This window comes from Streptomyces sp. NPDC007095, assembly GCF_040634475.1.
In the GTDB taxonomy this organism is placed as follows: Bacteria; Actinomycetota; Actinomycetes; order Streptomycetales; family Streptomycetaceae; genus Streptomyces.
Genome location: NZ_JBEYFS010000075.1, coordinates 18343 through 41068, shown reverse-complemented (window position 1 = coordinate 41068; position 22726 = coordinate 18343). Strand labels below are relative to the sequence as shown.

The window sequence follows — 22726 nt, the reverse complement described above, 5'->3', positions numbered from 1 at the left end:
CCGCGGGCGACTTCACCGGCTCGAATGAGCTCGAACCGTTTCAAACCGGTTCGAGCTCATGGTGCGCTGGTCCGATGGTGAGACGACGTGACGGCGATGTACGTCGACACCGGCATGGATCACCTCGGCACGGAAGAGGACCTGGTTCCTCACGCCTGAGCGCGGCCCGGGCGCCCGGCCTGATCCTTGCCGACAGCGTTCACGGGCGGGGCTGCCCGGTGACCTGCGGCAGTGCCTGTTCGGCCCAGATGACCTTGCCCTGGGGGGTGTACCGGGTGCCCCAGCGCTCGGCCATCTGCGATACCAGGAACAGGCCCCGGCCTCCCTCGTCCATGGTCGCCGCGTACCGCAGATGCGGCGAGGTGCTGCTGCTGTCGGCCACCTCGCAGATGAGCGTACGGTCGTGGATCAGCCGTACGTGGATCGGCTCGGAGCCGTAGCGGATGGCGTTGGTGATGAGCTCGCTCAGGATGAGTTCCATGCTGAAGCCGAGCTCGGACAGGCCCCACTCGTCGAGCTTCCGGGACACGGTGTCGCGCATCCCGGCGACGGCGGCCGGGTCGAGCGGCACGTCCCAGTCGGCGATCCGGTCGGGCGGCAGCCCCTGGGTGCGGGCGATGAGCAGGGCGACGTCGTCCTTGGGACGCCCGGGCAGCAGCTCGTCCAGCACGGCCTGGCAGCTCTCCTCGGGAGACCGGTCGGGGTGCCCCGCCAGTGCTTCGCGCAGCAGTTCCATGCCCACATCCAGGTCGCGTCTGCGGTCCTCGATGAGGCCGTCGGTGTACAGGACGAGCTGGGCGCCCTCCGCGATGTCCAGTTCGGCGGTCTGGAACGGCAGGCCGCCCAGGCCGAGGGGAGGCCCTGTCGGCACGTCCACGAAGGTGACGGTTCCGTCGGGGTGGACCAGCGCGGGCGCCAGGTGGCCCGCACGTGCCATGACGCAGCGACGCGTCACGGGGTCGTAGATCGCGTACAGGCAGGTGGCGCCCACGACGCCCGCGGCACTGTCCGTGCCCTGCTCGTCCTGGTCGATGCGGGCGACCAGGTCGTCCAGATGGCTCAGCAGCTCGTCAGGGGGCAGGTCGAGGGTGGAGAAGTTGTGCACCGCGGTCCGCAGCCGCCCCATCGTGGCGGCGGCGTGCAGGCCGTGGCCGACCACGTCGCCGACGGCCAGCGCCACCCGGCTGCCCGGCAGGGGGATCACATCGAACCAGTCCCCGCTCACGCCCGACTGGGCGGGCAGGTAGCGGTAGCCGACGTCGAGGGCGCTCTGCTCGGGCAGGGCCCGCGGCAGCAGGCTGCGCTGGAGGGTGACCGCCAGCGCGTGCTCGCGGGTGTAGCGACGGGCGTTGTCGATGCTGACCGCGGCACGGGCCACCAGTTCCTCCGCCAGCGACAGCTCCTCCTCGTCGAAGGGCTCGTGCTGCTTGGCGCGCCAGAAGTTGGCCACGCCCAGCACGACACCGCCGGCCTGGATCGGGGCGGCGATGAGGGAGTGGATGCCGTAGTCGATGATCTCCTTGGTGCGCTCCGGGTCCTGCGCGTGCCAGCCCACGGCGGTCGACAGGTCCGTCACCAGTTCGGAGTGGCCGCTGCCGTAGCCGCGCGCCTGGGGCGTCGAGGGCACGAAGTCGATCAGTCGGCCCCGTTCGTAGAGCGGATGGTCTTTCCGGATGCCGCACACGGCGATGCGCCGCAGGTCCGTCGCCGTGGGGGCCGGCTCCTCGCCGTGCAGCACGGCGTCGGCCAGGTCGACGGTGACGAAGTCGGCGAAGCGGGGGACGGCGACCCTCGCCAGCTCGTCGGCGGTGCGCCGCACGTCCAGGGTGGTGCCGACGCCGAGTCCGGCGTCGTACAGCAGCTTGAGCCGCTCCCGTGCGACCTCCGCCCTGCCGGTGACCGCCTGGAGCTCGGTGGAGTCGCGCAGCGTCACCACCGTTCCCTCGATGCCTCCGTCGCGCCCCGTGGGCCGCTGGTTGACCGCCAGCAGCCGCTCCCCGGCGAAGTGCACCTCGTCGGTGGCCTCGCGCCCGGAGACGAGCAGCTCCACCGTCTCGGATTCGAGGTTCGACAGCTGCGACACGAGCCGCCCCTCGGCGTCGGGGGGCAGCTCCAGCAGCCGTCTGGCCTCGTCGTTCGCCAGCAGCAGCCGCCCGTCGCCGGCGACGATGAGCACTCCTTCGCGTACGGAGTGCAGCACCGTGTCGTGGTGGTCGTACATGCGCGTCATCTCGTCCGGGGCCAGGCTGTGGGTCTGCCGTCGCAGCCGTCTGCCCACCAGTGCCGTCACCCCGGTGGACACCACGAGTGCCCCGGCCCCGGCGCCCAGGATGATCGGTAGTTGCCGGTCCACCTGATTGGTCACGTTCTTGACCTTCAGACCGGCCGACACCAGGCCCACCACCTTGCCCCCGGCGTCGTCGACGGGGACGGTGGCCTGCACCTCGTGGCCGAGCGGGCCGTGGACGCTTTCCGTGTAGACCTTCCCCGCCAGCGACGGCCCGATCGTGCCCACGAACCGCTTTCCGATCCGGCTCGGCAGGGGGTGGGTGTAGCGGATGCCCTTGGTGTTCATGACCACGATGAAATCGACCCCGGCGGCCTTGCGGGCCGCCTCGGTGAGCGGCTGGAGGATCTTGCTCGGGTCGGGGCTCCGCATTGCCGCCACGAGCCCGGGCGAGTGCGCGAAGGTCTCCGCCGTGGCTATGGAGCGGCGCTTGGCCTCGGCGGTGGTGTCCCGCTCCGACTGCAGCGCGAGGGCGAACACACCACAGGCCACGAGCAGCACGACCAGGGCCACCTGAACAACGAACACCTGCCCGGCTACGCTCCGCGGGCTCCTGCTCACCAGTGGCCTGAGAGAAAAGCGTCGAAAACCGGCGAAACGATTCGCCATGTGACCTTTCTAGCACTGGTGATCCCGAGCGGCCATGGCCCACGCGTGACGCATGATCGCCCGGGGACGCGCACACCAGGGCGGGGCACGAGCGGAACCGGCGGCATCTCTCCGCAGTACCGTGTCCGGAGACGATCACCGGGAGGGGCGGGATGACGAACGATCTCCAGTTGAGCTGGACGCTGGATGGCAGCGGTTGGGCGATCTGCCGCATCGCGGACGGCTCTTCGGAGCACCAGGAGATCGTCAGCTACTGCACCGATGCCCTTGCCGACCTGCTCCATGGTGTCGCGGGCCTCTACGGCACCATCGCCGTCCAGCGCTTCTCCTTCGACCTCGAACCGGCCGAAGCGAGGTGGGTCCTCCGAAGCAGCGGCCCGGACGTCGGCATCGCGATCTACCGGTTTCCCGACATGTCCACGAGCTTCGATGTGCCCGACCGGGAAGGAACACCCTTCTGGGCCTCCACGCAGACCCGCGCCCTCCTCGGGCACGTCGTCATGGAGGCCGCTCAATCAGTGCTGCGGCTCCACGGCGAGGACGGCTATCTGGCGAAGTGGGTCCAGCACCCGTTTCCCGTCGCCGCCCTGCAGGACCTCCGCCGACTCCACCTCCAGCACGACGGGTGTGAACGCGAGCACGATGTGGCGTTTCCGTAGCTTGGAGACGCCCCATGGCAGACACACGTCAGTGATCAGGTGAGGCAGCCGGGTGTGAACGCGAGCACGATGTGGCGTTTCCGTAGCTTGGAGACGCCCCATGGCAGACACACGTCAGTGATCAGGTGAGGCAGCCAGGGCGGCAGCGGCTCATGCAGCCGCTGCCGGACCCCGGCTTCGACCCGTGTTTCACAGGGCGATCAGGACGATCGTGAGGAGTACGGCGATCACGCCGAAGCCGGCTCCCATCACACAGCCCGGGTTGTTCGCCAGGTCGGAGAGCCGGGACGTGCGGGTGGGGGGTCTCGGCGGGGTGGAGGAGGGTTCCGGGGCCGTCGTGAGCGCTGGGACGGCGTGGGGCGGCTGAAGGGCGGAGGGGACTCGCTCGCCCCGGCTGAGCACGTCTCGCAGGATCTGTTGCCACAGGACGGGCGGCAGGTCGGGGGCCTCGCCGTTCGCCGGGGCGATGATGCTCTGGCGGAGCCAGTTGCCCCCGGTGGGGTGGCTGTCCCGGGTCATGCGGTGGAGCAGCTCGCGCAGATCGCGCAGATAGCGTTCGTCCCGGGCCAGCGGGGCGACGGCCCAGGTGAAGAGGTCGGCGGCCCGGGTGACCATGGCCGTCCGGGAGACGGGTTCCGGTCCCTGTCCGTACGGCGTGAAGTACAGGCCGTTGTGGAGCACCTCCGCGCACAGGTCGTGGCGCATCTCCGGTCGGCGCTCCTGGACGCGGTGGTCGTTCCCCAGCTCGTCGAGCAGGAGTTCCACGGACTCCACCGGCAGATCGGCGGAGCGCAGCTCGCCCAGGAGCAACTCGTCGGGCAGGGTCCGCAGGCGCGCCGCCAGGAGACTGCGTTGCATGTGGCTCCCGCGCCGATGGTCACGGAGGTCCTCGTGGAGCCCGTACGCCTCGTGGACGGGAGTCTGGACCGGCGTCTGGACAGGCATCCGGACCGGCGTCCGCAGGGGTCGCTCAGGGGCCGTGGGGGAAGAATCCGCGGGGGGAGAGCCCGCGGGCGCCGGGTCCGCATACGCGTTCGAATGCGGGTCTCCATACGGGTCCGGATACGGGTCCGAGTACGAGTCCGGGTGCGGGTCGAGGTACGGGTCGGGGTACGCGTACGGCTTCGGGGGCCTCGGCGCGGGTGTCGTCTCGGCCCGCTCCTGGTCCTCGTCCCCCTCCCCGACCGGGCCCGGCTCCGCAGAGCGGGGCGCGGGCGCGTCGGTACGCGTGCCGGTTCGGCGGTCGGTGCTGAGGATCTCGTTCAGCAGGACGCGCCGCCGCGTCCACTCCAGCTCCGCGCCGCCGGCCAGCTCCTCGACCAGCTGGGGCACCCCGGGGGCGGCGTCGGGGTGCGCGAGAAGGTGGTCGAGGAGGTGGTCCACCAGTCGGGCCGCCGCCTTGTGCTCGAACTGGGGGGTGACCCGACGGCCCATGACCCGGGCCAGCGGACCGGCCCCGCCCGCGTCCGGCTCCCAGCGCGGGACGCACGTCAGACGCAGCTGATGGGTGTCCACCGTGTCGTGGGTGGCGAACGTCCACTCCTGCCCCAGCCAGGGCCCGAAGAGCAGGAACAGCCCCAGATACGCCACCGGCACGGCCTCCTGGTCCGGCCAGCCGGGCTGCCCCTTCTCCTCCGCGAGCAGCGACACCCGCTGCGCCGGATCGCGCAGCCACTCCGCGGCGACCAGGATCAGCGCGCGCTTGACCGCCGGCAGCAGCTCCAGCATCGTCGGGAGCCGCTTGCGCGCCAGCGCGTCGAGCTGCGCGCACTCGATCACGCGCTGGCGTCCGGAGGCCTTCTCGGCGGACTCCCGGCTGCCCCAGCCGCCGTAGGAGAGGCCGAGGCACTGGCGGGTCTTCAGGGTTCCGGGGTCACCGATCAGGACATGGCTGATCGTGCTGGACCGGCCGCCACGGTCGGTGGTGGGCCAGCGCTGGACGAGCATGACGTCGCCGTCGCGGGACAGGGTGCGTACGACGCTCTGCCGCGAGGCGGCCGTACCGGACACCCACAGCAGCGGTCCCAGTTCCCGCCCCAGTTCCTCGGCGCGCCCGGCCGAGCAGGAATGGGCGACGGCCTTCATGCCGGTGCCCTGGCGGCCCTGGTTGCCGTCCCACCGGAAGACGACCTGGTGCACCGAGCCTCCGGTGCCGCCATCGCCCGGCCCGTGCGCGCCGGCCTGTTCCCCGTGGGCGGCCGGACTCCTCCGATCCCCGAAGTCACTCACTTCGTCTCCCTCACAGTCCCCACCGCTTCCCCGGTTCGTCCGGCCCTCCCTGACGGCACCGCCTCGAACGCGGGCGCCTCTCCCACGGCGAACGCCTCGGCGCCGCCCGGCACTTCGACCATCCCGTGCAGCGCCAGCAGCGCGAGCAGCGGCTCCAGCACCCGCCGGGGCCCCGCCCCCGCCGGGTAACGGCCCTGGTCCTCCTGGCCGCCGGTGGCCGACGCGACATGCAGGGTGCACCGGCGGATCGCGTCGAAGGGACGCAGCCAGGCCGGCCCGGCGTGCTGTCGCAGCAGCCCGTACACGTCCCGGCTCTCCTCACGCATCCGTTCGGGGTCCAGGGAGGTGGCCGGTGCCTGGCCGAGCCACCGGTCGACGGGCGGCTGGAACCGCAGGAGGTCCGCCTTGCCGAGCACCATCGCGGCGGCCACGTCCAGATACGGTCCGTTCTTCGGCAGCCGGTCGAGGACGGTGCCGAAGGCGAGGTCGCCGTCCCGGTTCACCTCGACACCCCAGCGTTCCCTGGCGTGGTCCAGATGCGGCAGCGGAAGGGCCAGCGCCGGGTCGACGACGAAGATCAGGGCGTCGATCCCGAGCAGGAAGCGCAGCGCGGCGTCGGTCCGTACGAGGTCCTCGCCGCCGAGGTCGAAGAAGGCGACCGGACGTACCTGCCCGTGGGCGTCGGTGATCAGGAGGGACTCCACGAAGCGGGCGAAGCCGTCCAGGCCGAGGGCGCCGGTGTGGTCGAGAACCTTGCCGTTGCGCAGCGGCTGCACCCGTTCCCGTACGAACCGGGCGTGCTGCTCCGGGTTGACGGACTGCCACTTCAGACCGAACGGCTCCAGGCCGCCGTCGGTGATCTCCGCGATCATCTGGGTCAGCAGATGGCTCTTGCCGGTGGACGACTGGCCGACCATCGCGACGGTCAGCGGGCGGCCGTAGGTGAGGTAGGGCACCGGGATGAAGTGCTCGGGGAAGTCCCGGTCCGCGGTGCACTTCTGGACGGCACCGCGCATGACGTCCTGGCGGCGCAGGGCGTTGCCGATCGTCGAGACGTCCAGCGGCTTGTACTGCATCCTGCTGTCGGTGACGAAGAGTGAGGCGAGATCGAGCTGGATGTGCTCCAGGCAGTACGGGCACAGCACCTGGCCGTCGCTGCTGCGCCCGGCCGGTGTCCTGGACTCCTGGTGGGTGACGGGTGCCTGCTGCTTGAGGCGCAGCGCCTGCTCGAACGCCTCCCGGTGCGCGCGGGTCTCGTCGGCGGGCACGGTGAGCGTGACACGCCGGGCGGCCCCCGGTGCCAGCAGGTCGAGCAGTTCGGCGGGGGTCGGCCGGTCGGCGGCCAGCGGGGCGAAGGCGCCCCGCAACGTCTCGGCGAGCACCCGGTGTTCGCCGAGGTCGGTGGGTGCCCGGTCACCGGGGCCGGGCCTGCCCGTCACCAGCTGGTAGAGCACCTGGGCGGCGCTCCACACCGCGTCCCGGGAGTCGACGAGCCCCTCACCCCGGCGCTGTTCGGGCGAGCAGTACGGCGCCCGGCCCCACCGGCTCCTCGGCCGTCCGGTGCGGGCCGCCCCCTCCAGTCCCCAGAGCTGGACCGAGGCGCCGTCCCAGAGCACGGTGGCGGGCGAGATGCCCCGCAGCACCAGCTCCTGGCTGTCGAGCAGGCACAGAGCGAGCATCAGGTCGCGGGTGAGGACCCGTTGGTCGGTCGCGGACATCACGTGGGTACGTGCGATGGCGGTGCCGCGCGGCGCGGCGTACAGCAGGAACGGCTCGGCCGCGTCCAGTTCGTAGCCGACGATCCTCGGGAAGAGCGCCGTGTACTCCGTGTCGTCGAGCGCCCGGTGCAGCTGCAGGGCGGTGCCCGCCTCCGCGTCGAGCAGGGCGCGCGCGGCCGGGTTCGCCGCGTCGGCGGCGTTCAGGCGGACCTGGACGCACTGCTGCCCCTCGTCGTCGAGCAGTCCGTTGCGGATCAGCTGGGGCAGCAGCGGATCGCGGCGGGACTCGGGGCCGAAGCGGACGGGGGCGACCCGGCGCCGGCCCGAGGGGACGGTGAACGCGAGCGTCTTCCAGCGCGGACCGTCCGGCTCCGTCAGCTGGGGGTGCGAGGTGCTGGTCACCAGCGGTTGCCGTCCTCTCGGTCGTACGGGTGCGCCGGGCCGGGATGCGGGGTGCGGGTCACCAGCTGTCGCCGTCCTCGTGGTCGTACGCGTCTTCGCGGTCGTACGCGTCCTCGCGGTCGTAGGGGTCGAGCCCGTCGGCCGGGTGCGCCGGGCCGGGATGCGGGGTGCGGGTCACCAGCTGTCGCCGTCCTCGTGGTCGTACGCGTCTTCGTGGTCGTACGCGTCCTCGCGGTCGTAGGGGTCGAGCCCGTCGGCTCGGTCGTACGGGTGCGCCGGGCCGGGATGCGGGGTGCGGGTCACCAGCTGTCGCCGTCCTCGTGGTCGTACGCGTCCTCGCGGTCGTACGCGTCCTCGCGGTCGTACGCGTCCTCGCGGTCGTAGGGGTCGAGCCCGTCGGCCGGGGAGTTCTGGCGGGAGCGGACGGTGTCCACCACGCCCATCCGCAGCGGGGTGAGCCGGACAAGGCCGGCGTAGCGTCCCGACGAGGTCCACAGCGTGTGCTCCGGCGGTACGCAGCCGGTGGTCCGCCAGGTCTTCTCGACCTCGTCGCGCACGGCCTCCGGCGCGAACCTGATCCACACCGCGGCCGCCGGGTCCCGGCTGAGCAGCGTTCCCTGTTCGGGTGAGGAGAGTTGGACCACGGCCTGCCGGTCCGCCTCCGTGCCGACCAGGTCGGCCACCCGGCGCGGGTCGGTGCCCAGCAGGTTCGCCGAGCCGGCCCGGGTGCGGTGGTCGGCGGCGAACGGGGGCGGCGCCAGTACGCCGTTGTGCTGGAGGTGGCGGCGGGCCGTCGAGAGCAGGTCGCGGACCCGTTCCTCGGTGCGCCGGACGGCGAGGGCGCCGGCCTGGCCGCGCTCGACGGCACCCCAGTAGGGCTCCATCGCCACCATGGCGGCGTCCGTCAGGTCACCGGCCAGGGCCGCGACGAGCTCCGGCCCGCCCTCCCCGTTCTCGCGGTCCAGCCAGCGCGGAACCCCCGCTGTGCGGTCCGCCCACGGGTCGGCGGGCCCTGCGGACTCCGCGAACTCACCCCGCGCGCCGGGCTCGCTCCAGGAAGCCCCCTCCTGCCAGGCGTACGCGCTCGCCCAGTCGCTGTCCCCGTCGTCGGACACCGTGAACGTGTCTGTCTCCAGGACCGAGGCGCTGGTCAGCCAGTCGTCCGCGTCGAGCGGCTCGGAGGCGGACGCGCCGGTGACCGTGGGCCGCTCGGGCTCGGGCACCGCCTCGGCGGCCGCGGCGGGGGCCGTCGCCCGCAGCATGCCGGCGACGGACCGGGCGGCGTCGGCGCAGTGCAGGCGCTCCTCGACGGCCCAGTGTTCGCGGACCGCCTCGGCCAGCAGCGCGTCGAGCCCGTCCAGGGCCTTGCGCAGCACGGTGATGGCGTGGAAGGCCGCCCAGGAGTCGATCGCGGCGCGCCACAGCCGGCGTGCCGTCTCCACCGCGACACCGAGGCCCGCCAGGAGACCGACGGCGCTCAGCCAGAGCGGGGGCTCGACCGCGTACGCGATCGCCACACCGGCCGCGGCGCCGCCGAGTGCCGCGGCCCGGGGTCCCCAGCCCCAGCGGCCGGGGCGTCCCGCGCCCCGCAGCCTGGACGCGCCGAGCGGCGCCACCGCGACGAACACCAGCGGGACGACGATCGCCAGCGCCGCCAGGGGCCCCCGCCACAGAGCACCGAAAAGCCCCGCCGCGGCCGCCGCGGACAGGGCGCCGCGCCCTGTGGCCACGGGGCCGTTGCCCACGGCGGGCCGCCGGGACACCGCTTCGGTGGAGTGGTCGGCGAGTTTGCGCACCAGTGCCGAACCCGGTACGGGCTCCACCCGCCCGGCCAGCCCGGTGAAGCGCTGGGCCACGGACCGCAGGGCGAGCCCCTGTCCCAGCAGCTTTCCGGCGAACTCCCGCAGTCCCTCGCCGATCCGCTCCCCCATCCCCTCGGCCGAGGGCACCCGCAGACCGAGGGCCCCGAGCCGGGCCGCCGTCTCGGCGGCGGACGGCGCCGTACCGGAGCCGCCGCCGCGCAGGGCCGTGCCGACGAGGTCCCGGTACTCGTCGAGCGCCTGGTGCGCCTGGTCGAGGTCCGCCTCGAACGCCTGCCTGCGGGAGGCCCACAACAGCCCGGGCAGGGACCGCAGTCCGGCCAGCGCGTCCTCGGCGTAGTCGAGGGCCTGCGCGCAGGCGGCGTACGTGCTGTCCGCCACGCCGCCCGGCTCCCGGTGCCGTTGGTCGCGGCCGCCCCGGCCCGCCACCAGACTCCGCAGCGGCTCCGGCAGATCGGCGCCGGAGGAGGCGGTCACCAGCAGGTCGGGGGCGAGCTCGCTGTCCTCGCCCGCGAACCTGAGGAGCGCGTCGCGCCACGCCCGGTCGCGCACCTCCAGCGGCAGGTCCTGCTCCAGCAGCCGCACGCCGGGCGCGGCGACGGCGTCGGGCAGCGCCCCGAGGCCGTCGAGGACCTTCAGATAGACGTCCGGGACCGACAGCACGTCCACCAGGACGGCGAGCGCCTCCGGGGCGTCGGGCTCGGGCTGTTCGAGCGCCGTGCGCGCGGAGCGCAGATCGCCCGCCCACAGCAGGGCGGTGCCCGAGGCCCGCAGCACCGCGGGCCGCACCAGGCGCCGGTCGGGCTGGAAGGCCTCGTCCTCACCCGCGTACGAACCGGGTGCGCTGCCCACCAGCAGGACCAGGATCCTGACCTCGCCCACGGCCCGGTAGGCGGTGAGCAGTTCGTACTGCCGCTGGTGGTCGGTCAGCCCGGCCGGGGTGTCGACCACCAGGAACAGCGGGTCGTCGGGTTCGGGCAGCCCGGCCCGGCCCAACTGCCGGGCGACACTGGCCCGCAGGGCCTTGGCGGTGTCGAGTTCCGCCGCGCCGCTGCGCAGGTCCAGCTGGATGACGGTACCGAGGTCTTCGGACGTCTTCACTCCGGGTCACCGTCCCAGGGGTTGCGGCGGGAGCGCTCGCGCTCGCCTTCGTCGCCGTACGGGCCGGGGTCACCGGGCTCGTCCCAGGGCACCGAGGGCCGGTCGGCGCCGCCGGAGCGCCCGTTGACACGGTCGCCCCGGTCACCGCGACCGGCCCGGTCGGCGCGGTCACCCCGATCGCCCCGTTCACCCCGTTCACCGCGTTCACCGCGTTCGGCGTCGTACCTGTCGTCGTACCCGTCGTCGTAGTCGTCCACGGACGCGCGGCGCGGACGTTCCTCCGTGCCGCTCGGGTACTTGTCGAAGGAGGCGCGCGGTGCGGTGCCCCAGTCGTCGTCATCGGGCACGGCACGCCGGGGTTCGGGGAACTCCTTGCGGACGCGCGGCGCGGGAGTTCCGCCGCGTACGTGCTCCAGCAGCGTGCGCAGGGTCGGCTGGACGGCACGCTGGTCCCCGAACTCGGTGTCCAGCGCGGCCGGCAGTGTCTTCGCCCAGAACTCCCACAGCGGGCGCACCCATCCCTCGACCCGCTCGCCGCCGCGCTCCCGGCGGTCGGCCAGCAGCTCCAGCTGACGCGGGGCGGTCTTCTCGACGAGTTCGACGAAGAGCGGATGCGGTTCGCTCGCACTCCTGGCGAGACCCAGCGGCTGAGTCCCCATCAGTTCGCGGCAGTAGTCCTCCACGGTCCGTTCGTCGTCGAGAACGGTCCAGCGTTCGTACGACCGCAGCAGCTCCGCCCAGCTCGACACCCCGCCGGGGAAGTCCCCGAGCCGCAGCCGGACGCCGGGCACATGGGCGCCCTTCTCGGGGAACAGCCGCAGCCTCAGCCGCTCCGGCGACGCCGCGTCGCCGTCCACCACGTCGACCTGGCCGTTCCACATGCAGCACAGCAGCCGGTGCAGGATGACGCGGCGGTCCTCCTCGCTGCTGACCATCCAGCTGTCCCGGTAGCCGAGCCGCTGCCGCCAGCGCAGTACGTCCTGGGCCTGCTCGGAGTCCTTCGCCCTGGCCCACTGGCGCAGCACCTTGCGGGCTTCGGGGACCTGGGTGAGGCTCATCTCGCTGCGGAAGAGGACCACGGTGACGGAGTCGCTCTCCACTCCGCGGTACTCCACGGAGTTCTTGGCGTCGGACGGCAGCCGCAGCGCCTTGCCGAGGTACTCCTGCACCTCCTCCACGGCCTGCACGCGCGGGTGGGTGACGAGGACCCGCAGCGGTCCGGTGCCCTCCGGGGTGAAGCCCACCGGCAGCAGCCCGGTCAGCTTGCGGCCGAACAGGTCGAGCGCCTCCTTGCTGACCTGGTCGGCGGCGTCCGCGTCGCCCGCCGCGGCGGCCAGCAGGGTGCCCATGGCCGGCAGCAGCGGGCGTTCCTCCAGGTGTTCGCCGCTCTCCGCGAACAGCCGGGTGATACGGCCCTCCAGTTGTGCCTTGACGACCGCGACCGCGTTGTCCGGATTGCGGCGGCTGAGGGTGTGGACCTCGCGCCAGGTGTCCCCGTCGATCATCCTGAGCAGGAGCGCGGCCTCGTCGTCGTTCTCGCGCATTCCCTCCCGGCGGATCAGCCGGGTGACGACGTCCTCGTAGAAGTGGTTGAGGGTGCGCTGCGGCGGCAGCAGATACGAGATCCCGGTGCGGTCCTCGTACAGTTCGAGGCCCTTCTGCGCGGAGACCTTGCGTTCCTGGTCGGAGTGTTTGCGGAAGGCGTTGACCAGGCGTCCGAGGTCGGCCCCGGCGGTGGCCGCCGGGGGCTGCCACTGCTGCTGCTGTTCCCGCCAGGCCTCGTGCCACACGGTCCGGCTTCGCCACTGGTACCAGAGGTCCTGCTCCTGGAGCGCCGCCTGCACGTCGTCGTCGCCCCAGCGGGCCGGTGACATACCGGCCAGCCGGCCCTTGATCCTGGGGGTCTTGGGCGGCTGGTCGGTCACGCCCGGCGGGCGCTGCGGGGCGCGCGAGCGGCTGTCGAGCATGCCGAGGAAGCCGAGCCGGGCGATCGGTTCGTCGCTGCCCGGGACGCCTCTGACGATGCGTTCGGCGAGGAAGGGGTCCACGCTCTGGAGGAGTTTGTCGATGGCGGGGCGCGGGGCGAAACGGTCGGCCATCGAGGCGGCCTGCCGGTCCGCGAAGGACTGGAGGTCGGACAGCAGCCGCTGCATGTCCGTGAGGCGTTCACCGAGCGCCTGCTCGATGGCCTTGCCACCGCGTGGCAGCGGATCGGGCTCCGGGAGGTCCAACTGCTTGCGCTCCCACAGCTCTTCGAGGTGGGAGTCGGCGAACAACTGCCGGATCAGCGGCACCGCGTTGTCGCGCAGCGCGGTACGGGGCCGCTCCACCAGGTCGGTGACCGCCTCCCGCAGCAGCCGGCCCGCCACCAGGTCGGCCAGTTGGTCCATGGGGGCGGTCATGGAGGCCACCAGGCTGGTGGAGACGCCCTGCCGGCCGATCCCGGTCGGGGAGACGGCGCTGCGGTGCACGCCCCGGTTGATGAAGCTCGCGGCGAAGGTCTGGAAGTCGTCGTCGGTGGCCGTCGCCCGGCCCCGGGGGCGGCTGTCGCCCAGTTCGGTGCCGATCAGCGACATCACCAGGGAGACGATGGAGCGGCGCAGGTCGTCCTGGCGGATGCCGGCGGTCGGGCTGAACAGGAAGGCCGTGGGCAGGATGCCGGTACGCAGCCGGATCGGTGTCGTGCCCGGGTAGCGGATGCCGAGCCCGGAGTCGAGGTCGAGGTCACCGATCTCCGTTCCCTCGCTCGGCGCGTTCTGCGCGTCGACCAGCCGGAACAGGTCGACCAGCGCGCGGGCCGCGTTGAGCTCCGCCTCCCGTCCGCCGCCGCCCGCCGAGGAGAACGAGGACGGCATCACGACCAGCGGGTAGATCTTCACGCCGTCGAAGCGGCGCAGCTGGAAGGCGTGGTTGATCAGGTGCAGATAGTCGAGGAAGATCCCGGCGCCGGTGCCGCCGGCCACCGAGAAGGCGACGAACACGTCGCAGCCGTTGACCTTGCCGCCGCCGAGCTCGGCCAGTTCACCGGCCGACTTGGCGATCGCGTCGATCGCCTGGAGCAGCGGTTCGAGGACGGGGGCGAGGCTGTGCCGGAGCGTGGCGAAGAGGGCGGCACGTCCGACGGTGGGCAGTTGGCCCGCGCCGTTGTGCAGTGGGGTGACCTTCGGTTCGTCGATGCGCGGCGGCAGCCAGTCGGCGACCTCGTCGCGCAGGCTCGCCCGGAGCATCTTGGTCAGTTCGGGTGACGCGTCGAAGTTCGGCAGCAGGTTGTGGGTGGCCCGGGAGGTACGGGCGTACGCGGCCCGCAGCGAGGGGTCCACGTTGAACTGGGGCAGCCGCTGGAGGTCGGACTCGCTGTAGTCCGCGTAGACGAACTGGAGGCAGTCGGGCAGCTGGTAGGGGGCGTGTCCGCTGAGGTGGCTGAGCGCGACGCCGTCCGGCCCGCACAGCTCGGCGCGCAGTTTGCGTTCGAGTTCGGCGCCGACCAGACCACCGGTGCCGCCCAGGCCGACGAAGAGCATCGGCTGGAAGATCTTCATGGGTTTCCTCCCCGCTTACGGCCGTCGCGGCGGCCGGTGCGTGCTCGGTACGTCCGTGGAGTGCGCGCGGCACGGCCGCGCTGCGGTGCGTGGGGGCGGCCCGGTGGCGCCTCGGGCCCGCCCCCTGGCGTCACAGGTACGACCCGTACGAGCTCCCGCTCTCGCCGGTACCGGTCGCGGAGGTGGTGGAGCCCGCGGTCGTCCGCGCGGAGGGCCGCGGTCGGCGGACCTTCGAGGCGCGGGTGTCCTCGCCCAGGGCCAGGCTCAGCGTGTCGGTCAGCTGGACCTGGCCGCGGGCGGGCAGCGGGGTCCGGCCGCCGCCGCGCTTGCGCAGGACCGCTCCGCCCTCGGGGCTGCGCTGGACGGCGTACGGGCCGTGGGCGCGCCGCTCGATGCGCGGGCTGCGGTGGGGTTCGGCGACGGCGAACTCGTACCACTGCTTGTGTCCGTGTCCGGCGAGGTGCTCGCCGAGGACGTCGCCCTCCGCGGAGACCAGCCGCAGCACCAGGCCGAACGGGTCCCTGCGGGTGCGGCGCTGGCGCAGCCAGGCGAGTACCGCCGCGGTGACCAGCGCGATCAGTGCGGCAGTGGACACGAACGCCCACCAGTACTTCGCCCAGATGCCCGGCTCGGGTGTCACCCGCACCGAGAGCGGGGTGCGCACGAGCGTCCGGTCGTGGTCGGTGGTGTCGGCGACCGTGACGGTGCCGCCGAGTCGTAGTCCGCCGTCGCCGAGGCGGTCGCCGAAGACGTCGCGGGGGGCGACTTCGACCGTGATCTTCCGGGTGCCGGACTCGCCGGGCTTCACCTGGATCTCGGCCGGGGTGACCGTGAGCAGCCCGGATTTGAGGTCGGTGACGGACAGCCGCAGGGTGTGTGCGGTGTCGCTGGCGTTGTGGACGGCCAGCGTGCCGGTGACGGTGGAGCCGGGGTGGGTGTTCGCGGTGGGCAGTTCGAGCGCGGTGGTGACCGGGAGTGCGCCGGGCGCGATCTGGCCGCCCTCGCTGCGGGTGTCGGCGCTCAGCCCCGAGGCCGTCAGTGTGCCGCTCACCTTCAGTGCCCCGTCGGCGCTCTTGGGGATCTCGACGGAACCGGTGAAGGAGCCGTCGCTCGCCTTGGAGTCGGGCCCCTGGCCGTCGTCGGTGAGGCGCAGCGCCAGCGGGTCGAACCCGTCGCCGGTCAGTTCGCTGCGGACGCGCAGCCCCTCGTAGTCGCGCGCGTCCTTGATCTCGTAGCCCTCGCGGGTCTGCAGGCGCATGGTCACCGTGACCTTGTCGCCGGCCTGCGGGGACGGCGGGTCCATGGTGATCGCGCCGCGCAACTCGCCCTGCCACAGCACACTGACGGCGACGGGCAGGGAACGGTGGCCTTCCGGGGCCTCGGCCTTCACGCGCCAGGTGCCGGGCACCGGGTCGACGATCTTCAGCGCCTCGACCGTGCCGCTGCCGCCCGCCAGCTCGAAACTCGACTTGCGGTACGTCCCCGTGGTGGGGACCTGGTGGCCGTTGGGGTCGAGGTAGGTGATCTTCACCTGGGGGTCGCCCTTGTCGACGACGATGCTGCCCACGGTCGCCAGCGGGGAGATGCCGATCTCCAGGGTGGCGGGCGGCCGCTTGCTGGGGCCCTGTTCGTGGCGCAGGCAGTGGGCGGCGGCGAAGATCTTCTCCAGCATGGGGCCGACGTCCTCGGCCCCGGAGACCTTGCCCGCGCTCGGGCGGGCGGAGGGCAGTTCGACGCAGCCCTTCTGGTATCCACCGGCGGCGATCCGGTCGAGCTGCGCCTTGTCCGGGTCGGATCCGAAGCCGAGCGGCCAGATCTGTACGTGCTGGGTGGCGGCGTTCTCGAGCTCCTGCGTCAGCTGCCGTTCGCCCTCGTCCTTGCGGTGCGCGGGGTCGCCGTACTTGGGGCTGTCCTGGACGTCCAGCTTTCCGTCGGTGAGCAGGAACAGCACGCGGGGCTGCGAAGCGTCGGTGCCGGTGGTGAGGTCGTGGACTCCCTGGCGTATCGCGCTCGGGAAGTCGGTGCCGGTGCCCTCGTTCTTCGTGCGGCTGCGCAGCTTGCCGACACAGGTGCCGATCGTCTCGCGGCCCGCCGCGTCCAGCGTGGTGCGCGGACAGACCGGGTCCACCGCTCGCTGTGCGGCGGACTCGGCGGCGGCGAACCCGAAGACGGTGGCGTGGGAGGACGAGGAGACGTCGCCGAGCGCGATGCGTGCGGCGGCGGCCTTCTCGGCCTTCATGTCCTCGGGCGCGAGGCTGGCGGACTCGTCCACGGCGATGGAGTAGTTGACCGCCGGGAAGGCGGGTTCGGAATCCGCCGCCGGCACCGGATCATGACCGACGGGTGCCAGCAGGGACACGAGCACCGCCATGCCGCCGAGCGCGCCGACCGCGGCGCGGCGCACCCGTCCCTTTCCTGTCCGCCCTCTTGCCCTGACTCTTCCCACGGCCGTCCCCCTGCTTTCTTGGTTCGTCTCTGTGTCGGTACGTGCTGTGCCGCGTGTCAGCGGGCGGTCAGGCTCCAGGCCAGGGCCAGCGCCGTCGAAGGGGCGAGCGAGCCCACTCCCCAGCGGATGGCCCGGTACTTGGCGGACAGGATCGAGCTGACGTCCACGGCCTGGACGAGCAGCCATCCGGCGGGATCGCGTCCGGCGTCGGTGACGTCGGCGGACAGCCCCGCGAGGTCGCGGGGGGCCAGCAGGTCGCCGAAGTACGTCACCCCGTCCCGGCCGCGGACCGTGCGGGTGCGCGGCATGAGCGCCCCGACCAGCGCGGTCACCGCGACCGCCCAGAGCACGCTCGCGAGGATCAGTGTCACGTCGGCGAGCCCGCGCCAGTCGGGCGGGCCGTGCCGCCCGATCAGGAAAGCGGGCAGCGCCAGCGTTCCGGAGAGCAGTACGGCCGCCTTCGCGTCGGCGCGGCCGAGGTCCTCCCTGACCGTGCTCAGCAGTCGTTCGGCGATGCGCTCCCCCCGGTCGGACCCGTGCGGACCCCCGTCCGGCACGGGCCCGACCGGGTCGCAGGAGGTGCGCGCCGGGCCGTCGCCGGTCACCGGTCCTCCTCCGCCCAGGACCATCCGTCGTCCCGGGAGCGTGTGCGGCGGCGCGGCGGTTCGGGTTCGGCGTCCTGGGGGTCGCCTGGGTAGGGCTCTCTCACGCGTGGCCCCCGGTCCGCCCTGGAGGCCGGTTCGTCCGCCACCCAGTCCGGGGTGAACGGCTCGTCGGCGGCCGGAGCCAGCTGCGGGGTCTCGCGGCGGGCGGGCAGCGAGCCGATGGGCCCCTGGAGGGGGTGGCGGCCCTGGTTGAGGAGGTTCAGGGCCTGTGTCTCCATGTCGTTGGACTGGATCTGGCCGCTGGCGACCATGGCGAAGAGCCGGTCGACGCGTTCCTTCTCGTCCTGCCGCCCTTCCTGACGGATCTTCTCCAGGAAGTCCTTGGCCGCCTCGGGCTCGGCCGCCAGCATGTAGCTGAGCTGTTCCAGCTCGCCGCCCTGCAGCATCTTGCGGAACGCGGCCTGATGCACCCGGGTCACCTCGGCCGAGGCGTGCGCGTCCCGGATGCCGTCCATGTGCTCGATCGTCCGGTCGTCCACCCGCAGGCGGACGTACAGCCGCACCCGCAGGCCGAGTTCGGTGCCCAGCTCCGCCCAGCGTCCGCCGGCACACTCCAGGGTGATGGCGCGGTCGGCCTGCTCGGCCTGGGTCACCCGGTAGGCCGAGGACACCTCGCGCAGCCGCTCCAGCACCGGGGCGGTGAGCCGCTGGGCGACGTCGGTGACGACCTCGGTGGCGGCCAGATGGGGATCGGTCACCGTCCAGTGGATGTCCACCTCGGCCTTGAAGAAGGTGGTGCCGCCGGCGGCCGGCAGCTCCATCTGAAGCGTCGTCACATAGGTGCCGAGCGCGACCTCGCAGACGGTGTACGGCCGGGCCAGCGCCCGCTTGTCGACGTGCCGGACACCGGAGACGGTGACCACGCTGTAGCCGCCGTTGCGGTAGAACAGCACCGAGGCCTTCTGGGCGCTCACCTGCGGGAACCCGCCCGTCGGCGCGTACTCCCGCAGGAAGGGACCCGCGGGCCCCGCGGCCGCCTTCCGCGCCCTCAGCCGCTCCCTCGCCTTCGCCCTCGCGTCCTGGTCCTCAGCCATGGCTGTCCTCCTCGCCCGTCCTCTCCTTCGGCGGGACGGCGAGCCACCACAGGGAGCGCGCCTGCGCGTCGGGGAGCGGATTCTCCGGATCGTTCATCATTCGGCGCAGCAGCCAGTCCAGCCGCCGCCGGTCGTTCTGCTCGGTCGCCAGCGCGGGCAGCAGCGCCGCCAGCCCCGGCCGGGTCCCTTCGGCGCCGTCCCTGCGCACCGCCGAACGCAGCAGGGACTCCAGCGCGTCCAGGGCCACGTCCTTCGAGCGCGCCGTGTTCAGCGCGGTCCACATCAAGTCGGCCATGGGGAGCACGAGTTCGGGGCGGGTGACGGCGAGGGCGAGCGGCAGCGGCCAGTCGGCGCGGTCGGCCAACGGGGAGTCGGGCTCGTCGGACAGCACCTCGTCCACCGAGGTCAGGGCGAGCCGCACGGAGGTGACCAGACCGAGGTCCTGGTACGCCTCGCGCTTGTGGTGGGTCCACTCGGCCATCCGCCGCAGCACCTTGGCACCGTCCGGGAGCGCCAGCAGCCGTACGGCGTTGAACGAGGCGACCGCCAGCTGCTCCCCGTCGTCGCGGGCCCCGATCCGGGCCAGGGCGTCCAGGGCGTCTTCCGTCGTGTCCGCGGCGTTCCCGTAGCCCAGAGCCATCGCCGCGGTCCAGCGCAGCGACTTCGTCCCGTACCTGCTCCAGTCGTCGACCAGTTTGCGCACCGCCTTGCGGTGCGATGCGTGACCGGCCGCCTGGTCCAGCGTGGTGGCCGCGAAGATCCTGCGGCGGGGCGTGGCCGCCTCGGCGAGCGGCCGGATCAGTTCCGCGTATCCGTGGTCGAAGTCCCGTGCGCACAGCTCCCCGGCGGCCACCGCGGCGCGCATCCACACCTGGGGGCGGGGATCGTCCGCGAGCAGCCGCAGCCAGCGCACGATCGGTGCCCGGACGGGGAAGTGCCGGTCCCAGATCTCCGTCAGCACCGCCGAAGGCAGGGCCGACCCCCGGTACCAGATCAGCCGGGCCGGAACCTCGGTCCCGGCCACCTCGAGCCGGCCGTCGGTCAGCTCGGCGCGCGAGAGGGCGAGATCGGCTTCCGGGTCGTCGCAGAACAGCGGGCGGGCCGGGGTGTGGTCCGGATCGCACTGTACGGACAGTTCCCAGGTCAGCAGATGGGCGGCGGCGGCCACGGCGCTGTGCGAGGCGCCGCCCAGTACGGCGAGCGCGATACGGAACGCCACCGGGTGGAACAGGGCCGCCGTACCCGGCCGTCCCGCGCCGCCCTCCGGCTCGGCGGGCGGCGCCGTCAGCGCCCGGTCCACCCCGGCGAACCACTCCTGGGCCTGGTCGGCGGCGAGGCTGCGGCATCCGGCCAGCAGCTCGTCCCGGGAGACCTCCCCCAGCTGGTGTGCGGCCAGCAGCGAGGCGAGCAACTCGGCCTCGGCGGGGCGCAGATCCTCCAGCCCGACCGCGTCCTTGACGTCCTGGCGGACCGCCAGTTCCTCCGCCCCTGCGAGCAGGTCCTCCAGCCGGACACCGGCGTCCGGGGCGGCGGCGACATGCTCCTCCAGCCGCTCCCGTAACCGGGTGGTGAGCAGTTCCTGAGTGGGCGCGGGAGGGCAGAGCTTGCCGTACCGCCCGGCCAGCAGCGGGTTGGCCGCCGACCCGACCGTGACGACGACCACCGCGTACGAATCGCACCGGGCCAGGACCGCGGCGAGCCCGTCGAGGTCCATCTCGTCCGGTGGCAGCGCAACGGGCCCGGTGAGGGAGAGCTCCAGCAGGTACCCGGTGCCGCGCCGCGCCTCCTCGCCCTCGCCGGCCAGGGAACCCGCCAGCTTCCTCACCCCACCGTCCGGGTCGACCCGGCGCACCCGGGATCCGGCCCCGGGCTCCGTGCCCGTGGCGTCCGCCGCGGGGCCGGTGACCTCGTCGAGGAGCGAGAGTGCGGTGCTGGTGCGTCCGGTGCCGGGGGCGGCGACGAGCACCAGCAGCCGACGGGTGCCGAGGGCCTTGCGCAGCTGTACGTATCCCCGCGGTTCCACATGGACGCGGCGGAGCCTGCGCAGTTCCTCGTCGGGCACGGGTCCGCTGCGCATCCCCGCACCGGAGTGGCGGGCGTCCATCCGCAGGTGGATGTCGCCGATGTGGGCGCTCTGGAAGAACGAGCGGTCGAAGCTGTTCAGGTCCCGGCCGGTGTCGAACAGCATCCGGGTGGCCCGGCGGGCCCGTGAGGCGGCGGCGAGGTCGGTGGTCCCGTCCTCGCCCTGCTCCTCGGCGAGGGGGTCGCGGGTGTGCTCCTTGAACCGCCCCGCGGCGCGTTCGCGTTCCTCCTCCTGCTTCTTCTCCTGGTCCTTCTTGACGTCGCCCTCTTCCGGGGCGTCGTTCCCGGCGGCACCCTCGTCGCCGCCGGCCTTGCCCTCGTCGGCACGGGGCGGGTCGTTCCTGGCCTTCCCGTCGGCCTCGGGCGAACGGGCGTCGGCCCCCTTCTGGGGTGCGGGCTCGGCGGCGCCGCCCGCCTGCTGATCGTCGGTCACCGCGATCAGCCCTTCCGTCGGCCGGCGTCGCCGGTGATCCGCCCGATGTGCACGGGCTGCTGGTAGACGTTGTCGCTGTGCTGCGACATGTCGCCGTGGACGGTGTACCGGGCACCGGAGCCGTCGGCCCGGTCCTCGCCGTGGGCGCCATGGGGGGCATCGACGTCACGGACGTCATCGCCACCACGGGCGTCATTGACATCACGGGCGTCATCGGCGCGGTCGGCGTCTGGTGCTGGCGGTGCGGCGGCGGGGATCTCGGGAGCGGGTCGGCCGGGAAGGTGGAACCAGGCGGTGACCTCGCCCTCCTTGAGCTCCAGGCGGGCGGAGGAGTAGTGCGCGGGCTCGATGAACTTGCCGCCGCTGCTGACCACGTCCTCGTAGAGCGACTGGGAGGTCACCAGCACGAGGTCGGCCCGCTCGGCGTCCAGCAGCCGCCGGGCGAGGGGCGAGTCGGCCAGCCGGCACGCGAGGTCGACCGCGCGCCCGCTGATGCCCCGGCCGTCGTGCCGGACAGGCCCGACGTGCATGCCCACCCGAAGCCCGAGGGGGACGCGCAGGCCGCGGTTCTCGTCCCGCAGGTTCTCGTGCACCTCGACCATCCACAGGCCGAGCAGCCGGGTGACCGCGATCCGGCCGGCCACCGACAGCAGCACACCGTCGCCGCGGTCCTCCATGTGTACGGCGTCCCGCGCCACCTTGGCGTGGGTGAAAGCCGCTTCCAGCACCCGGTAGATCCGCTCGCGCATGCGCTGTTTGTCGACGTCGTCGTACTCCCCGGAACGCCGGGCGTCGACGCTGATCACCAACTCGTAGCGTGCTTCGGTGAGATCCATCGCGTCGTGGTCCACCCCGTGCCCCCTTGTTCTCTCCGCTTGCCGTCCCCCTCAGCGTCGGGCCCGGGACGAAGGCCGTCTGTAGCCGTTTACACACGACGAGGCGTGGGTTACGACAAGGCGTGGGTCTACTCCTGATGACCGTCCGCGAGGAGGGCGAGCAGCTCGGGGTCGAGGATCTCCACCATCCGGTTGCCGGTGCGCACGACGTGCTGGGTGCGCAGCAGCTTCAGTGCCTTGGCGACGGCTTCCCGGGTGGCTCCGATGGTGGCGGCCAGTTCGTCCTGGGCCAGCTGGACGACGGTGCCCGTGTGCGTGACGCCCGGTACGGCCGGGTTGTAGGGGCCGGAGGGCTCGGCTCTCGAGAGTTCGGTGAGCCGGCTGGCCAGCCGCTGCAGCACGGTGAGCGAGGCGAGCGCGGACCGCTCCTGGTCGGCGCTGCGCAGCCGGAAGGTGAGCTGGCGGATCACCAGACCGCTGACGCGGGGGTGCAGGGCGAGGAAACGGCGGAACGCGTCCCCGGATATGACCTGGGTCTCGGTCGGACCCAGCGCGCGCACGGTGGCGCTGCGGGGATGCGGGTCCAGGGCGGCCATCTCGCCGAGCAGTTCACCGGGACCCCGCAGTCCGAGTATCAGCCGGGTGGCACCCCGGTCCGTCACCACGGAAACGGTTACCCAGCCCTGAATGATGATCAGGACATGACTTGACCGGTCACCTTCCGTCAGAAGATGGGCATCGGCCGCGTAGTGCTTCCGGCTGCCGAGAGCCATCACGCTCTCGCGCTCCTGAGCGGTCAGAGCGCGCGCGAAAGCCAGCTCATTGCCGAGCAGTCCCATGGCCACGCCCCCCGCCGCAATCATGCC

At 72.7% G+C, this 22726-nt stretch carries 13 protein-coding genes; 1 reads left to right on the top strand and 12 read right to left on the bottom strand.

The annotated features are described in order from the left end of the window. Positions 1 to 199: 199 nt before the first annotated feature. A complete protein-coding gene (locus ABZ656_RS25280; RefSeq protein WP_101401639.1) occupies positions 200 to 2896 on the bottom strand; it encodes a SpoIIE family protein phosphatase in 2697 nt (898 codons plus the stop codon). A 152-nt stretch (positions 2897 to 3048) separates the two neighbouring features. Between ABZ656_RS25280 and ABZ656_RS25275 the strand changes: the two genes are divergently transcribed. Next, positions 3049 to 3555, top strand: coding sequence for a hypothetical protein (locus tag ABZ656_RS25275; protein ID WP_101401638.1), 507 nt, complete (start codon positions 3049 to 3051; stop codon positions 3553 to 3555). A 189-nt stretch (positions 3556 to 3744) separates the two neighbouring features. On the opposite strand, the gene ABZ656_RS25270 is transcribed toward ABZ656_RS25275, so the two are convergent. The 11 genes from ABZ656_RS25270 to ABZ656_RS25220 form a co-directional block, all read right to left on the bottom strand. Further along, positions 3745 to 5784, bottom strand: a complete 2040-nt coding sequence (locus ABZ656_RS25270) for a hypothetical protein (RefSeq protein ID WP_360270628.1) — start codon at positions 5782 to 5784, stop codon at positions 3745 to 3747. After that, positions 5781 to 7904, bottom strand: a complete 2124-nt coding sequence (locus ABZ656_RS25265) for a hypothetical protein (protein WP_360270626.1) — start codon at positions 7902 to 7904, stop codon at positions 5781 to 5783. Before ABZ656_RS25265 ends, ABZ656_RS25270 begins: the two co-directional genes overlap by 4 nt. Before the next feature lie 174 nt (positions 7905 to 8078). Further along, positions 8079 to 8207, bottom strand: a complete 129-nt coding sequence (locus tag ABZ656_RS25260) for a hypothetical protein (RefSeq protein ID WP_360270624.1) — start codon at positions 8205 to 8207, stop codon at positions 8079 to 8081. Beyond that, a complete protein-coding gene (locus tag ABZ656_RS25255; protein WP_360270622.1) occupies positions 8204 to 10825 on the bottom strand; it encodes a hypothetical protein in 2622 nt (873 codons plus the stop codon). Before ABZ656_RS25255 ends, ABZ656_RS25260 begins: the two co-directional genes overlap by 4 nt. Beyond that, positions 10822 to 14364 carry a tubulin-like doman-containing protein gene (locus tag ABZ656_RS25250; protein WP_360270620.1) on the bottom strand — a complete coding sequence of 1181 codons (3543 nt, stop codon included), beginning with the start codon at positions 14362 to 14364 and terminating at the stop codon, positions 10822 to 10824. The genes ABZ656_RS25255 and ABZ656_RS25250 overlap by 4 nt, the downstream gene beginning before the upstream one ends. Before the next feature lie 130 nt (positions 14365 to 14494). Next, positions 14495 to 16768 (bottom strand): VWA domain-containing protein, encoded by a 2274-nt coding sequence (locus ABZ656_RS25245; protein WP_360270618.1) that lies wholly within the window; start codon positions 16766 to 16768, stop codon positions 14495 to 14497. A 98-nt stretch (positions 16769 to 16866) separates the two neighbouring features. Next, a complete protein-coding gene (locus ABZ656_RS25240; RefSeq protein ID WP_101401633.1) occupies positions 16867 to 17415 on the bottom strand; it encodes a Pycsar system effector family protein in 549 nt (182 codons plus the stop codon). Further along, positions 17412 to 18509 carry a hypothetical protein gene (locus tag ABZ656_RS25235; protein ID WP_360270616.1) on the bottom strand — a complete coding sequence of 366 codons (1098 nt, stop codon included), beginning with the start codon at positions 18507 to 18509 and terminating at the stop codon, positions 17412 to 17414. Before ABZ656_RS25235 ends, ABZ656_RS25240 begins: the two co-directional genes overlap by 4 nt. Then, entirely contained in the window at positions 18502 to 21024 is a 2523-nt protein-coding gene (locus ABZ656_RS25230; protein ID WP_360270614.1) for a hypothetical protein, read from the bottom strand. The genes ABZ656_RS25235 and ABZ656_RS25230 overlap by 8 nt, the downstream gene beginning before the upstream one ends. A 5-nt stretch (positions 21025 to 21029) precedes the next feature. Then, positions 21030 to 21875 carry a hypothetical protein gene (locus ABZ656_RS25225; RefSeq protein WP_360270612.1) on the bottom strand — a complete coding sequence of 282 codons (846 nt, stop codon included), beginning with the start codon at positions 21873 to 21875 and terminating at the stop codon, positions 21030 to 21032. Between the two features lie 113 nt (positions 21876 to 21988). Then, positions 21989 to 22699, bottom strand: a complete 711-nt coding sequence (locus ABZ656_RS25220) for a Crp/Fnr family transcriptional regulator (RefSeq protein ID WP_101403846.1) — start codon at positions 22697 to 22699, stop codon at positions 21989 to 21991. Positions 22700 to 22726 lie beyond the last annotated feature (27 nt).